A 15,191-nucleotide genomic window follows, 5' to 3' on the forward strand; every position below is an offset into this window, starting at 1 on the left:
ATGAAGACAAAAAAAATTTTAAATATACTTTCAGTCACTGTTTTTTCGATAGCATCGAATTATCTGAATGCACAGGAAAAAAACTATGTTTCCGAAGTGTGGACGGCTGATCTGGGAAAAAACTATAAAAACCCTATTCTCCACGCAGATTACTCAGATCCGGATGTAGTTCGTGTCGGTAATGATTACTATATGACCGCTTCAAGCTTTAACGAAGCCCCAGGATTACCCATTCTTCATTCCAAGGATATGGTCAACTGGAATCTGGTCAATTATGCTGTTGAAGATGTTTTGCCCGCCAAACATTTCTCCGTTCCGAAAAGAGGCGACGGAATCTGGGCACCAAGCATGCGTTTTCATAAAGGTGAATTTTATATTTACTGGGGTGACCCGGATTTCGGGATTTACATGGTTAAAACCAAAGATCCGCTGAAAAAATGGGAAAAACCTGTTTTGGTTATGCAAGGAAAAGGCCTGATTGACGCCTGTCCGTTCTGGGACGAAGATGGCAATGCTTATCTGGTTCACGGATGGGCGGGAAGCCGTGCCGGAGTGAAAAGCATATTAACCTTAAATACTATGAATCCGGAGGGAACAAAAGTATTGGACAAAGGCATTCATATCTTTGACGGCCACGACAAGCACCCAACCGTAGAAGGTCCGAAAATGTACAAAAGAAACGGTTATTACTACGTTTTTGCTCCGGCCGGCGGGGTGGCTACAGGTTGGCAGCTGGTACTACGGTCGAAAAATATTTATGGCCCTTACGAAGAAAAAATTGTCCTTGAACAGGGCTCTACAAAAATCAACGGACCTCATCAGGGAGCCTGGGTAGATACGCCTTCCGGAGAAGATTGGTTTTATCATTTTCAGGATGTGGACACCTATGGAAGAATTGTTCATCTTCAGCCGATGAAATGGGAAAAAGACTGGCCTGTAATGGGAATAGATACCAATAAAAACGGAATCGGGGAACCTGTTTTAACCTATAAAAAACCAAATGTAGGGCAATCTTATCCTATTGTTACTCCCCCGGAAACAGATGAATTTGATGGTGAAAAATTAGGTCTGCAATGGCAATGGAGCGCCAATGAAAACATTGTGTGGTCTTCAAAACTGCCGGGACAGAAATTTTTAAGATTATTTTCCATAAAAGTTCCCGAAGGCGAAAAAAATCTCTGGAATGTCCCGAATTTATTAACCCAGAAATTCCCGGCTCCAAATTTTACAGCATCAACGAAAGTAAAACTAATTCCTGAAGAAGCTAAAGAAGGAAAAACTGCAGGATTATTGATTATGGGAACCGATCATGCTTCCCTTGTTATCACCAATAAACCGGACGGATTTTACATCCAACTGAGAAAAGCTGAAAAAGCAGAGAAAGGCGGCGAGGAAAAAATTTTAGCTGAAACAAAGTTAAACGGAAATGAAGCCTATTTAAAAGTACATGTGAGCGAACCGAATGGTTTATGCCAGTTTAGCTATAGTGAAAACGGAAAAAGCTTTATGAAAATAGGAGAAGTTTTTCAGGCAAAACCCGGAAAATGGATCGGTGCAAAAGTCGGTTTGTATAGCTTAAGTAGCGCTAAGGCACCACGCGGCGGCTATGCCGATTTCGACTGGTTCAGAATAACTAAAAATTAAAATTGTTAAATCGCACTGGAAATTTGTCGAAAATCTTTGATTTTGCGCCTTTGGATTTACAATATAAATATTTTATAATAAATGAATAACAAAATTTTTTATATAGTTTCATTTTTATTAGTCGTTTTGCTGTTGTCAGGATGCAGTTCACAGAGCAGTGTTCAGAAAACAACGGCAAAACGCGATAAAAAAGTTACCCATATTTACCTCATCGGCGATTCTACCGTGGCAGATTATACGGGAGATTATGAACCGGGAAAAGATTATATGAAAGTACGCTATCCGATTACCGGTTGGGGACAGGTTTTTCAGCTCTTCTTTAAAAAAGACAGCCTGCCGGATTTGAAGCCCGGTATTACAGCAGATTCTGTGGCAGTTATCGACAGAGCGCATGGCGGAAGAAGCACAAGAACTTTTTTTCAGGAAGGAAGATGGAGATACGTTTATGAACACCTGAAGCCCGGAGATTATGTCTTAATGCAGTTTGGTCACAACGACAGTTCTGAAAAGCATACGGAGCGATATGTGAATATTGAAGGGTATAAAGAATTTTTAAGATTATTTGTTACCCAGACAAAACAAAAAGGGGGCAATCCCATTATTTTGACACCGGTGGCCAGAAATTATCCGTGGAAAGACGGAAAACTCCAAAATGTTCATGGTGAATATGCAAAAGCTCCGATTGATGTAGCGATGGAAATGAATGTTCCGTACATCGATTTAAATAAATTGTCTATGGAATACTTTACCCATAAGGGAGAGGATTTCACCACGAATCATTACTTTATGAATTTACCTGAAAATACATACGAAGCTTATCCGAAAGGGCAGAAAGACAATACCCATTTTCAGCCGGAAGGTGCAAAAGCGGTTGCTTCGCTGGTTTATCAGGAATTTAAAAAAATAATTACAACTCAAAAAAAATAAAATGAAGAAGTCTTTAAAAATGATCGGTTTGGCGACAGCGTTACTGTTTTCTGCCCAGATAAATGCCCAAAACCTGGATATTTATAAAAATATTGAGTTTAAAATGCCTCATGTAACGGAAACCTCATTTCCTGCCAATACGGTTTCTATTACACAGTTCGGAGGAATTTCCGGAGGCAATGTAAAAAATACGGAGGCTTTCAGAAAAGCTATTGATGAATTAAGCAAAAAAGGTGGCGGTAAATTAGTTGTACCGAGAGGAATGTGGCTTACAGGACCGATTGTGCTTAAAAGCAATATTAACATTCATGTTGAAGAAGGCGCATTCATTATTTTCAGTAAAGATAAAAACGATTATCCTTTGGTGGACGTAAGCTTTGAAGGGCTAAACACCATTCGCTGCCAGTCTCCTATTTCAGCAAAAAATGCGACGAACATCGCCATTACAGGAAAAGGCGTGATCGACGGAAGCGGTGACGCATGGAGAGCCATCAAAAAAAGTAAAGTTTCCGAATCTCAATGGAAAGACATCGTAAAATCCGGCGGCGTTCTGTCTGCGGACGGTAAAAACTGGTATCCTTCGGAAAGCTATAAAAAAGGACTGGAAAGCAGCTCTAATTTTAATGTTCCGGATAAAATTTCCAAAGATGAATTAATTACCGTAAAAGATTTTCTCAGACCGGTAATGGTAAGCTTAGTTGGCTGCGACAAAGTCCTGCTGGACGGGCCGACTTTCCAGAATTCTCCGGCATGGAATCTCCATCCTCTAATGTGCTCCAATGTTATTCTAAGAAATCTTACGGTCAGGAATCCGTGGTTTTCCCAGAACGGAGACGGTGTAGATTTAGAATCCTGTAAAAATGTTTTAATTTATGATAATACGTTTGATGTTGGTGATGATGCGATCTGCATCAAATCCGGAAAAGATGAAGACGGAAGAAAAAGAGGAATGCCTACTGAAAATGTCATTATTAAAAATAATGTGGTGTATCATGGTCACGGAGGGTTTGTGATAGGAAGCGAGATGTCCGGCGGCGCAAGAAATATTCATGTTTCCGATTGTACTTTTATCGGTACCGATATCGGTCTGCGTTTCAAAACGACCCGCGGAAGAGGCGGAATTGTGGAGAATATTTACATTAAAAATATCGATATGATCAACATCCCGACACAGACGATCGGTTTTAATATGTTCTACGAAGGCGCATCTCCTGTGCTGGAAGACGGGCAGACAAAGGAAGAAAACAAAACCCCTGAAAAAGTTTTTCCGGTAACGGAAAAAACACCGGTATTCAGAAATATTTTCTTTAAAAATATCAATGCCGTGAATTCTGATGAAGCCATAACTTTATTCGGGCTTGCGGAAATGAACCTTAAAAATATTGTAATTGAAGATTCGCAGTTTGATACCCGGAAAGCATTAACCATTGCAGACGCAGACGGAATTCAACTTAAAAATGTAAAGCTGAAATATACCGAAGGAACAGGTGCAACAATTTACAACAGTAAAAACATCAACCTTTCAACGGTGAAATTTGAATCAGCAAACAAACCTTACGTAAAACTTTTAGGAAATAAAACCGGAGCAGTCCTGCTGCCGAAAGAAATTGGGTCTGACAGGAGTTTACTTTCTGTGGGTGCAGATGTAGCGAAAAATGCAGTTAAATAACTAATTAATTAAATAGTATAAAAACTCCACAAGCGGATGATTTTTAGCATAAAACATACTTATATTTCTATTTTTTTAATGGGGACCATGGCATTCGGACAGGTAAAACGGCCGAATGCCACTCCTTATACCAACGAAATTACGTTTGAAAAACTAAAAAAGAAATATTCTTTTTTAACCCCGATTGAAAGACCGGTTCCTCAAAATGTCATTATTGATAAAGACGTAGAATACAAGAATATCAACGGAATTTCTTTAAAAGCAGATATTTATTATCCCAAAGATCGATCTAAAAAATATCCCGGAATTGCAATGGTTCACGGTGGCGGATGGATTTCCGGAAGCAAGGAAAATGAAAAATATATGGCCATGGAGCTCGCTTCAAAAGGATATGTTGTGATTGCTGTCGGCTATCGCTTGGCAGATGTCGCAAAATTTCCTGCCGGTGTGGAAGATATCGAAACCGGAATTCAATGGCTGAAGAAAAATCATAAAAAATATGCTTTAGATAAAAGGAAAATAGCAGTGTACGGAGAGTCTGCGGGAGCACAAATGGCCACCTTGGTCGGTGTAAAATCAAAGAATAAAATCCAGGCCATCGTGAATGTGGACGGAATTGTTTCATTTATTCATCCTGAAGCCGAAGAAAGTACCTACGCAGCGTACTGGCTGGATGGCGACCGAGATGTTAATTTGAAAAACTGGACAACCGCTTCACCTTTGGAATATGTTGATAAAAATACATCACCGACTCTTTTCATTAACAGTTCGCAACCCCGGTTTCATGCTGGCAGAGACGATATGATGAATAAATTAAGAAATTATAATATTCAGACAGAATTCCATGAGATTAAGGATTCGCCGCACTCTTTCTGGTCAGCAGAACCCTGGTTTACGGAAACCCTGAATCTTACCGCTGCTTTTTTAGATAAAGTTTTGAAATAATAATTTTAACACAAAGGAGTTAATTTAATTAAAAAAATATTTTAGTGAGCAAAAACGAATCAATAAGTTGATTTTATGAAGCTATCGTCATCGCTTCGCGCAGCAAATTTATTTGTCCTTGCTGTCTAAAAATCAGGTAATATAAAACAAATCTTGCGTCAGAAAATAATAAATCAGTTTATGAAAAAATTATTTTTAATTCTCCTTGTCTCAATGGCAAATTTTCTTTTTGCCGGAAATAATCTTTATATCAAAATTACCGTTGCCAAAGACGGAAGCGGCGACTTTATATCCATACAAAAAGCCATCAATTCCGTAAGAGATCTTGGTCCGGCAGAAGCACTGATTTATATAAAATCAGGAACATATAATGAAAAAGTGGTCATTTCATCTTCAAAACATAAAATCACGTTAGAAGGTGAAAATAAAGACAATACAATGATCACCAACAATGATTTCTCAGGAAAACAGGATTCGTTCAATGAAAAAATGACGACATTCAATTCTTACACCTTGCTGGTGATGGGTGATGATATACAAATAAGCAATCTAACGATTCAGAATTCTTCATGCAATGAAGGACAGGCAGTTGCACTCCATGTGGAAGGCGATCGTTTTATCATCAAAAATTCAAATATTCTGGGGTGTCAGGATACGGTATATTGTGCAACAAATCACAGCAGGCAGTATTTTGAAAACTGTTTTATAGAAGGTACTACCGATTTTATTTTCGGGCAGGCAACAGCAGTTTTTAAAAACTGTACCATTAAAAGTTTAACCGACTCTTATATCACAGCTGCTGCAACGGAAAAAGACAGGAAATATGGTTTTGTTTTCTTTGATTGCAGACTTATCGCAAAAGAAGGTGTTACAAAAGTTTTTCTTGGAAGACCCTGGAGACCTTACGCCAAAACGGTTTTCATCAATACCGAAATGGGAGGTCATATTGTTTCTGAAGGCTGGAACCCGTGGAAAGGAGACAAGATGTTTCCCGATAAAGAAAAAACGGCTTATTACGCAGAGTTCGGAAGCAAAGGCGCAGGCGGTAATACCTCAAATCGGGTAAACTGGTCGCATCAGCTGACTAAAAAAGATATGAAAAATTATACCCTGGAAAAGATTTTTAGTGGTTGGAACCCCATCATGAGTAATGAGTAATGAGTAATAAAATATAATTCTTAATTGCCTTAACCAATTAAATTTATCTTAAAATGAAAAAAATATTTTTACTGTTTAGCATAGTAATTTCAACATTCATTCTGGCTCAGAAAAAGCCGACTTTATTCCTTATCGGTGATTCTACCATGGCCAATAAAGAAAATCCGGATAAAAATCCCGAACATGGATGGGGACAGGTTTTAAACCAATTTTTTACAACAGGTATCGAAATCCAGAACCATGCGATGAACGGAAGAAGTTCTAAAAGTTTCAGGACGGAAGGACGATGGGCTGCCATTGAAAAACAGCTGAAAAAGGGAGATTTTGTCATTATCCAGTTCGGGCATAATGATCAGAAGGTGAAAGACTCTACAAAATTTACCAATCCGTACACGCAATACAGGGCCAACCTGGAGAGATACGTAAAGGAAACAAGAGCAAAAGGAGCCATTCCTATTTTAATGACTTCTATTGTACGAAGAAATTTTAACGAAAACGGAGTGCTGATAGACACCCATAAAGAATATCCCTTGGTGGTAAGAATGGTTGCCAATGATCTGAATGTTCCTTTCGTAGACATGCAGCTGCTTACAGAACAGCTTGAAATTGCCTATGGTCCAGAAAATTCAAAAAAACTGCATCTCCATTTTAAGGAAGGTGAAGAGCCGTATTATCCCAAAGGAAAAGACGACGATACCCACTTGTCCAAACTGGGAGCAGATCTGGAAGCGAAACTTGCCGCTGAATCTTTGAAAAACATGAAAACCGGACTGGAAAAATTTATCAAATAATATCAATAAAAATATCTGAAATGAATTTTAAAAAAGAGCCTTTTTTCGATGGCAATTCCGAATGGGAAAACTTGGGAGCCGGCGTTTCAAGACAATTTGTGGGCTACAATTCACAGATCATGATGGTGATTGTGAAATTTGAAAAAGATGCAGTAGGGGCTTTACATCAGCATTTTCATTCACAGATCACCTATGCTGCTTCGGGAACATTTGAAGTTACCGTTGACGGTGAAACAAAAATACTGAAGGCCGGTGACGGCTTTTTTGCCCAACCCAATATTTTTCATGGGGTAAGATGTCTTGAAGAAGGACAATTGATTGATGCTTTCGCGCCTTTCAGAGAAGATTTTATTAAATAAAAATTACCGGGCACTGCTATCGTTTACAGAGTAGTTCATCTGTTAATTCAACTATTTTTATATCGTTTCAAGCCGCAAAAAAATATTATTTTTAAATACATAATATGCAACCGATTGAACAATATAAATAATCAACATTATAATTATATAAATATTGATAGTTTAAAATATAAAACAATTAAATATTAAATTAATAATTTTGATTTGAATCAACAACAAATAATTACTACTATGAAAACAAAAACAAAAGCTGCCATTCTCACGGCAGCCCTGAGCTCAATTTTTGCTTTAACAGGCTGCGGACAGGAAGATCTAAAATCCGACCTGGCGAATAATCCGAATGAAATAAAAAATGAAATGTCCGTAAATACCATTGTCCCATTGGCAAACTGTGTTGCTCCGGGATGGGCTTCCCAAAACGGCGGAACAACCGGTGGTGGAACCGCTGCGGAAACAACGGTGTCAACTTATGCTCAGTTAAAATCGGCAATTGAAAATACGGCGGTAAAAGTCATTAAAGTTACCGGAACCATAACGATTACTGCCAGATTATCTTTTCAGGATCAGAGCGGCAAAACCATCTATGGAGCCAGCGGCGCAAAACTGGTTTCCACCAACCAGACCAAAGACGGATCAGGGATCATCAACATTAAAAGATGCAACAATATCATCATCCGAAACCTTATTTTTGAAGGTCCGGGAGCATATGATACCGACGGTTGGGACAATGCGATTCTCGATGACTGCCGAAATGTATGGATCGACCACTGTGAATTCCGGGACGGCGTAGACGGAAACTTCGATATTAAAAACAAATCGGATTTCGTCACTGTATCCTACACCAAATTTCATTATCTGAAAGCCCCTAAACCCGGAGGATCCGGAGGGACAGACGATCACCGTTTTTCCAATCTGATCGGCTCAAGTGACGGTGCTACTGCAGATGCAGGCAAACTGAACGTAACCTTTGTAAGATGCTGGTGGGGACCCGGATGCAGAGAACGTATGCCGAGGGTAAGATACGGAAAGATCCATATCCTTAACAGCTACTTCAACAGTTCGGTAAGCAATAAATGTATTGCTGCGGGTGTTCAGGCGAATATCCTGGTGGAAAGAAACGTATTTGAAAACGTAAAAGAACCGATCAATCTCATGACGGGTTATACCGCCGTAACACAAACAGGAAACAGTTTTGTGAACGTAACCGGAAATACATCCGGAAGCGGGACTGCATTTACCCCACCCTATTCCGTCAATAAACTTAATGCTTCTGATGTAAAATCTGATGTAACGGCAAAAGCAGGAGCCACATTAAGCGGAAATATCTGCGATACTTTTTAGGAATTTAAACGCTGATTATAAACCGCGCGGGCTGATTCTCAGCCCGCGCGGTTGTTTTTAAGTAAATTTCTTATTGAGAAAGTTTATTGCTGTTCAGCCATTTAGGATATTCTTTATCGATCAGCTTTTTTGCAAAATCGCCAAACCAGCTGTAGCCGTTTCTTCTCTCCTCGGAAACTTCGTTGTAATTGTATTTTACACTTCCGTCGCGGTCGCCAAACAGAGGACGGTTATCATGAATATCATAAAATCTTGCCCAGACAACGGAATTTTTATCCTCTGCAAGAACTCTTACTGTCTTTCCGTTTTGTTTTACGACATTATAGCTGTATCCTTCAATATCATTTTCTGTAAACCATTTTACGGCAGATTTCACGGATCTTTCAATATCAGGCGTTACGGGCTGCCACATGAGAAACCGTACAATTCCTACGGATTCTGCGGTTGCCAGGGAAACAGGTTCAAAAGCCCTAGCCTTATCCGGCTGCAGGGTAATTTCATTGTACTGATCTGCCCAAATCGTTGGCTTTCCGTTCTGAAGAACCTGTGCTTTTAAGATGCATTCAATTCCCTTTTTTACAGCCTTTTTAGATTGTTCTTTCAGTTTTTGATCTACCGCGATAAAATCGTTTTTCCCTTCTGCGGTATTGTAGAGAACCGTTAACGCATTAATCATGGCATTGTCATTAAAAGTAATCTGCTTTCGGTATAATCCTTTGTTAGGATAATATTGAGGAAAACCACCATTTTCGTACTGCATGGTAAGCAGATAACGGATTCCTTTTTCCGCTGCCTTCAGATAATCCGGATTTTTCGTTTCGGAATATGCTTTCATTAAAGCGTTAATTTCCCTTGAGGTAGCGTTGTTATCAATGGTCGCGTGATCATCACCCGTGGATTTTATTTTTCTTAAAAGATTTTTGTCAACCGGAAGACTATAATCAACTACTGATTTATCTTCCAGCTGCTTTCCCCAGCCTCCCACAGGAAGCTGATACAGCATCATTTTTTCTGCCAGCGTATCTTTTTTTACCTGAGCGGATATATTTAAGCTAACTAATCCCAGAGCAAGAGTACAGATGTTGAATTTCATGATTTATTTAATTGTAATGATTAAAGGATTTCTGATGATTTCAGATTGTTTTTGAAGCCTATTTTCCCAGTCCCGCCGAGTCTGGATATCACCGCTTTTCTGCCATGCAAATCCTGCATAATAAACCAGTTTATCCTGAGGTTTTGTAACGACATACAGATTACTTTCATCCGGAGCATCAGATCGGAAAACAATTGATTTTTCAACAATACTCGGATCCACAACAATACCTTCACCTACAAAAGCGTCATCAATTTTTTCCCAGTGAAGATAGTATCCTTTTTGGTCATTTAGTTTTGCTTCACCTTCGTTTTTATGTAAAGTTATTCCAATGGTATAGTTGGGAGCCGGTTTTTCTGCTCTAAAATACGATTCAAATTTTGAAAAATTTGATCCAAGATCCAATGAAACTCTTTTAATTTCTTTAACTGCAAATTCACTCCACGGATCATAGGTCAATTCAAAAACCGTACGCAAAGGACCTTCTGCAATGGTTCTGGAGGCAACAAAATTTTGCGAAACCTGAAGCTTGTCATTTATCCATATTCCGATTCCACCTGTTCCGCGGCTGTTTCCGACATGGTAAGGATCATAACCCTCCCCCCTTGTATCTTTATGATAATACATGGGATCCGTAAGATAGCCTTTGTACCATTTATTAATGACCGGAAACTCCGTTCTTTTCAGCCAGATGTCCACACCGCTTGAGAGCGTACTGCTTTTTACCCCCTGCAATGCTTCCTGCTGACCTTTCGGGCCATACATTCTGAATGCTATTTTGTCATTTTCCCATGCATAATCATCTACCCGTTCCGGAACCACCCGGGAGTACGTTGAAATTTCAGTTTTGAGGATTGGTATTGCCGGTTCAGCTGAGATCGTATACACTGCTTTTTGATGTCCTTCAACTGTTGCCTGAAAAAGCAATTCATCATTATTTCCGTCTCCATTATTATCAATCCATTGGATCAGAACAAGTTGGCCTTTTGTATCTCTAATCCTTAGATCAGTCGCTTTACTTTTATCCAAAAATGATTTTAACTGAGAAACAGGGACAGCGACAACTTCTTTTCTGGGAAAATCAAGTGTATTATTTAACTCAATAATTTTTTGAGCATGTATACTACTTGAATTTATGCAACCGATTGCACACATCAATCCGACAAAAGAATTTTTAACTGTAGTCATAATTATATCAGTTGAGTCAGTTTTCAAAAGTAATAAAAATAAAACAATTAAAACTGCTTAAATTTTTATTCAATTTACCATTTTCTTTTTTCATAATTTTTAATTCAGATATTGATTTAAAACAAAAGTACCTGCATTACTGCAGGCACTCAAACTCAAACTTCTTCACTACACATTGATCATTATATTAACATTATCATATTAAATTTATTGTGTTTATTTATTTTTTAACATGGATATTACATAAAAACCGCTTTATCACAGATCATCAGTTCTAAAATTCAAACTCTCCAATAAGAATACCATCTTCTTTGTTTCCATTTTCTTTCTGATTTTGGAATACCACGATCTTTCTTTCCTGCTTGCCGGTAGCATAATTGATATAAATTTCCGCCATAATGGCTGTAGGACCTGCAATTCCTGTCTGCTGCTCTCCAAAAAAATTGGTCTGAATCTTATACTTTCCTTTCATCGCTTTTTTAAGTAAGAACTGTTCAGGGCCAAAGCCTCCTGTAAAATCGTCGCTCAGTCTTCCTCCTATTTCTGTTTCCTTATGCGAATAATAACATCGTTCATTATTAGGATCGGTCACCCAGAGATCAATATCCGTATCATCCTTATTCCAGCTAATGACTACGCGGATATTTACCGGAAGATCTGCTATGATTTTAGGATTGATATTGCTAAGGTTTAATTGGGATCCGTGATTTGCAATCAGCTGATTGATCTCCATAATAACCGTTTCTTCAATACCATCATCCCGGTCAGCAAGTTCCTTTGTGTAAGACTGTGTGAGAATTTTGTAAAAATTGTCCAGGGCAGCCTGATACTGGCCGTTATCTTCCAGTGCAAGAGCGAGATCTCTATAACTTTGCGGATCAAAAGGCCGCCATTCCAACACTTTTTCTGCAGCAAAAAGCTCTTTATCATACGCTTCAGCCTGCTTCAATTTATAAGCCAGTAATTTGTACAACTCTTCATTTTCAAACTCAAGATCGGCAATTGCGCTCAACACTTTTAAGCCACGCTTTTTATCATTATTTTTTAACAAAAGCTGTGCAACGTCAAAGTAATACTGTGGTATTTCCTCATATTCTTTACGGTTCTGAAGGTAAGTTTTATATATATTTGCCGGGTTATTCATGTCTCTGAAAAGCTTCATGTATTTTGCTTTAGAAACAATATCAACGGTAAGAATTCTTCCGGAATTAATGATATCTGACGGCCTTTCTGCAGGAGTTACATTTCTCACCTCAACCCCACGGACAGATCCTGACAGCGCATTAGGTACTGTATTCGATGCAATGGATGACATTCCCCTGACACTCATCTGAAGTTGTTCCCGTTTTGGTTCTGAAACTTCTGATTCATCATCAGTTCTGCTGTTATTATATCCAATTAATACAACTTCTTCAATTTCAGTTTGTCTTGATGTACTATCACTTGCAGCACGCCGGGATTCAGGTTTAGGATATTGTCTTAATTTTTTCTTTTGATCGTACTCTTTTTCCCACCAGGTCTTAAGATTTTCAGTCATTTTTTCTGCATTTTCCATGAGATCTTTTACTCGTTCATCTTTTTTTGCCTTGTCATTTTTAACAATCTCATCAAACTGCTTTTTTAATTCTGCAGGTGGAGCAATATCATAACGGACATAATCCTCCACATTTTCCAGCACCATTAAACTCATATTATTGCTTACCAAGCCAAATTGCCTGCTGACATTTTTAATTTCGTTTTTATTCTTCTTTTCAAAAATTTCCAATTCGTTAAGTTTTTTCTGAGCCCAGAACTTTGAAATTTCCCAATCCTTTACAGCCTGTTCATTGATATTGACATCAATGGTTTTGGTTTCTGTCACTTCATTTCCGTACCCAAATTTAAGAGTAGCTGTTGTATGGTCACCTTTAACAATTCCAGTTAATACAAAATCTTCTGTTATAGTCTGAGGCAATGAAGGATAGACTTCTGAAAGCTGAGTATTATTTTCAATACCTAAAAATCTCAAAGGTTGAAAAACTAATTTCCGAACTTCTTTTTCAGGATTATTTTCATTTAGATTTAAAAATTCTCCTCCTGTGGTACTGCTTATGAATTTCAGCTGGTTAAAATCTATATTATTGGATGCAGCAATAGTGTAGACAGGCTGTTTCAAAGGCATGTTCAGTTCTCCGAAAGATGACAAACCGTCCGTAAAAAACAATACTTCGTCTTCGCTCAGCAGCTTTAGCTTTCCGAAATCTGTTCCGCCGTCATAAATTGTTTTTAAAAGATAAGTCTTTAACTCACTCCAGTTTCCATTGTTAATTTTGAAACTTTGTCCTTGTTCGAAGATATTGTTAATGAAATAAATGTTTACCGTAAGATTTTTATTCGATTTAAAATATTCCTCCAGCAAGGCCATTTCCTTTACATGATCCCGATTCTTTCCGCTCAACGAATGATCCCAGACCACGGCCAGATTATTCGGAAGTTTTTTCATTCTTTCATTTGAATATACGGAGATATCAGCCAGAAAATAGGAAAAGTTATCCGCTGCTTTTTGAACGACAATCCGCTGGCTCTTATCCTGTACAGGAAAATTGATTTTTAGATTATTGTCTGGTCTGTAATTTTTCTTGTGCATTTCGGCAGTCCATACGTTTCCGGTACTAACAAAATTATAGCTACCGTCAGGCTTTTCTTCAAGCACAGGAGCATCCAAATTCTGAAAAACGGTTGTTTTTATGTCAAATTCGGGAATCTCAGCGGTTTGATTCAGAGGTAAAAAATATTGGAGAAAATCCCCCGACTTTTTTAATTCATACTGATAGGTAATGCGAACAGTCCTTTCCCCTCCGTTTGGGGCGATAGGATATACTGTTGTCCGGAAATTATTCCCACTCACTTTTTCCAGGAGCCCGGGATCTATATTTCTTTTCCTGATGGTTTGATATACTTCTTTTGCTTTTTCTTTTTCAACGGGAACAGCGTTTCGAAGCTTTCCATTGATGTCTAAAGCATAGCCGCTCGCATTAACACCTTCAGGAAGAGGAAAGGTAATTCTGCCTTCTCTCAAACGTCCCGAATTATTCCTAAGAACCATTGTAATGGTATTGGTAGAAATTTTCCCGGCAATTTTTGTTTCAATCTCCAGTTTCTGAAGAATTACCTGATTGTCTTTTTTATATTTCCCTTTCCCGTCCGGACTTTCAACAACCGGTATCTGAGCCAGAAATAAAAGCGGAAAAAATAATAGTAATTGTGTATATAACCTTTTCATAATTTATTGATTACAACTGTTTCTATTTATACAGATGCATAAAATCGAGAAAAGGTTGGAAAGAATAATTTAGCTTAACTTTTAGTAACTGAAAGAGAAGAGTTAATTGATACTTTAAACATGATACATTGTATGTAGGCTGTAATTTAATTAACTGAACAGAACCATATTATCAAAAAAGGCCGGATAATCTCTTATCCAGCCAAATATAATAAATCAACAATGCACTATCGAGGTCCCCAAAAACTCCACGCATCTCCAGTGAAAACCGCTACTAAACGAGACGTCGTATCATAGACTATCATTCCCGGCGCAGGGTTTACAACATTAAGATGAGGGCTTGCTACTTTAGGAAGCACCATCGCTTTGTTAGTATCCGAAAGCACAAGGATACCATCAACATCAGGATCTACATTTGTTCCTATTCTTACCATGGCATTTGTGTTTTCAGTCTTGGTATCCTGCAGGGATGTATCTATTGTTACAGGAGTAACTAAATTAGGATCGGCATTTAGACCTATCCAGGCTCCTGCTGCCAGATACTTTACTTTAGTATCGCTTGTATCAAATATCACTGTTCCATCTACCGGATTAATGATATCGTTTTCCGAAGTTACCCATGGTAATATCAAACCCCTGTTTTCTGAATTCCCAAACTCCAATGATACATTAGAATTGGTTACTGAAGATTTACCTACAGCAACTTGCGAGAAACATGCTGTGGAAACCGTTATACATAAAATTAATAAAATTTTCATTATTATTTTTTTTGAATTAAAAGCCAGCCCTTTCCATAATGCAAATTATGAAGAAG

12 protein-coding genes are annotated in these 15,191 nt (G+C 38.2%); 8 read left to right on the forward strand and 4 right to left on the reverse strand.

The genetic code is table 11. From position 1 onward, the window contains the following. The 8 genes from U9K52_RS08200 to U9K52_RS08235 all read left to right on the forward strand — a co-directional run bounded on the left by U9K52_RS08200 (position 1) and on the right by U9K52_RS08235 (position 8,834). Positions 1 to 1,644 carry a glycoside hydrolase 43 family protein gene (locus U9K52_RS08200; RefSeq protein WP_322925924.1) on the forward strand — a complete coding sequence of 548 codons (1,644 nt, stop codon included), beginning with the start codon at positions 1 to 3 and terminating at the stop codon, positions 1,642 to 1,644. 81 nt (positions 1,645 to 1,725) lie between these two features. Further along, positions 1,726 to 2,571, forward strand: a complete 846-nt coding sequence (locus U9K52_RS08205) for a rhamnogalacturonan acetylesterase (protein WP_322925925.1) — start codon at positions 1,726 to 1,728, stop codon at positions 2,569 to 2,571. 1 nt (position 2,572) lies between these two features. Continuing rightward, complete coding sequence (locus U9K52_RS08210) at positions 2,573 to 4,240, forward strand: glycoside hydrolase family 28 protein (protein WP_322925926.1); 1,668 nt, start codon at positions 2,573 to 2,575, stop codon at positions 4,238 to 4,240. Positions 4,241 to 4,276: 36 nt separating this feature from the next. Beyond that, positions 4,277 to 5,185 carry an alpha/beta hydrolase gene (locus tag U9K52_RS08215; protein ID WP_322925927.1) on the forward strand — a complete coding sequence of 303 codons (909 nt, stop codon included), beginning with the start codon at positions 4,277 to 4,279 and terminating at the stop codon, positions 5,183 to 5,185. A 180-nt stretch (positions 5,186 to 5,365) separates the two neighbouring features. Further along, positions 5,366 to 6,343 (forward strand): pectinesterase family protein, encoded by a 978-nt coding sequence (locus U9K52_RS08220; RefSeq protein WP_322925928.1) that lies wholly within the window; start codon positions 5,366 to 5,368, stop codon positions 6,341 to 6,343. 53 nt (positions 6,344 to 6,396) lie between these two features. Next, on the forward strand, positions 6,397 to 7,134 hold the full coding sequence (locus tag U9K52_RS08225) for a rhamnogalacturonan acetylesterase (protein WP_322925929.1): 738 nt from the start codon (positions 6,397 to 6,399) through the stop codon (positions 7,132 to 7,134). A 20-nt stretch (positions 7,135 to 7,154) separates the two neighbouring features. Beyond that, a complete protein-coding gene (locus tag U9K52_RS08230; protein WP_322925930.1) occupies positions 7,155 to 7,493 on the forward strand; it encodes a cupin domain-containing protein in 339 nt (112 codons plus the stop codon). 231 nt (positions 7,494 to 7,724) lie between these two features. Then, positions 7,725 to 8,834 (forward strand): pectate lyase family protein, encoded by a 1,110-nt coding sequence (locus U9K52_RS08235; RefSeq protein WP_263602343.1) that lies wholly within the window; start codon positions 7,725 to 7,727, stop codon positions 8,832 to 8,834. 70 nt (positions 8,835 to 8,904) lie between these two features. Here the strand turns inward: U9K52_RS08235 and pelA are convergent, their stop codons facing one another. The 4 genes from pelA to U9K52_RS08255 form a co-directional block, all read right to left on the reverse strand. After that, positions 8,905 to 9,927 carry a pectate lyase gene (pelA, locus tag U9K52_RS08240; protein WP_263602342.1) on the reverse strand — a complete coding sequence of 341 codons (1,023 nt, stop codon included), beginning with the start codon at positions 9,925 to 9,927 and terminating at the stop codon, positions 8,905 to 8,907. 3 nt (positions 9,928 to 9,930) lie between these two features. After that, the gene (locus tag U9K52_RS08245) at positions 9,931 to 11,115 is read right to left on the reverse strand and encodes a DUF4861 family protein (RefSeq protein ID WP_322925931.1); all 1,185 of its coding nucleotides are present in this window, start codon (positions 11,113 to 11,115) and stop codon (positions 9,931 to 9,933) included. 274 nt (positions 11,116 to 11,389) lie between these two features. Next, positions 11,390 to 14,377 (reverse strand): VIT domain-containing protein, encoded by a 2,988-nt coding sequence (locus U9K52_RS08250; protein ID WP_322925932.1) that lies wholly within the window; start codon positions 14,375 to 14,377, stop codon positions 11,390 to 11,392. A 227-nt stretch (positions 14,378 to 14,604) separates the two neighbouring features. Continuing rightward, the gene (locus U9K52_RS08255; RefSeq protein WP_248394783.1) at positions 14,605 to 15,135 is read right to left on the reverse strand and encodes a hypothetical protein; all 531 of its coding nucleotides are present in this window, start codon (positions 15,133 to 15,135) and stop codon (positions 14,605 to 14,607) included. Positions 15,136 to 15,191 lie beyond the last annotated feature (56 nt).

Source organism: Chryseobacterium sp. MHB01 (genome assembly GCF_034651565.1).
GTDB classification, from domain to species: Bacteria; Bacteroidota; Bacteroidia; order Flavobacteriales; family Weeksellaceae; genus Chryseobacterium; species Chryseobacterium nepalense.

Coding starts and splice junctions, on each gene's coding strand:
- U9K52_RS08230 (WP_322925930.1), top strand. CDS start 7,155: ATGAATTTTAAAAAAGAGCCTTTTTTCGATGGCAATTCCGAATGGGAA.
- U9K52_RS08245 (WP_322925931.1), bottom strand. CDS start 11,115: ATGACTACAGTTAAAAATTCTTTTGTCGGATTGATGTGTGCAATCGGT.
- U9K52_RS08205 (WP_322925925.1), top strand. CDS start 1,726: ATGAATAACAAAATTTTTTATATAGTTTCATTTTTATTAGTCGTTTTG.
- U9K52_RS08225 (WP_322925929.1), top strand. CDS start 6,397: ATGAAAAAAATATTTTTACTGTTTAGCATAGTAATTTCAACATTCATT.
- U9K52_RS08210 (WP_322925926.1), top strand. CDS start 2,573: ATGAAGAAGTCTTTAAAAATGATCGGTTTGGCGACAGCGTTACTGTTT.
- pelA (WP_263602342.1), bottom strand. CDS start 9,927: ATGAAATTCAACATCTGTACTCTTGCTCTGGGATTAGTTAGCTTAAAT.
- U9K52_RS08250 (WP_322925932.1), bottom strand. CDS start 14,377: ATGAAAAGGTTATATACACAATTACTATTATTTTTTCCGCTTTTATTT.
- U9K52_RS08235 (WP_263602343.1), top strand. CDS start 7,725: ATGAAAACAAAAACAAAAGCTGCCATTCTCACGGCAGCCCTGAGCTCA.
- U9K52_RS08220 (WP_322925928.1), top strand. CDS start 5,366: ATGAAAAAATTATTTTTAATTCTCCTTGTCTCAATGGCAAATTTTCTT.
- U9K52_RS08255 (WP_248394783.1), bottom strand. CDS start 15,135: ATGAAAATTTTATTAATTTTATGTATAACGGTTTCCACAGCATGTTTC.
- U9K52_RS08215 (WP_322925927.1), top strand. CDS start 4,277: ATGATTTTTAGCATAAAACATACTTATATTTCTATTTTTTTAATGGGG.
- U9K52_RS08200 (WP_322925924.1), top strand. CDS start 1: ATGAAGACAAAAAAAATTTTAAATATACTTTCAGTCACTGTTTTTTCG.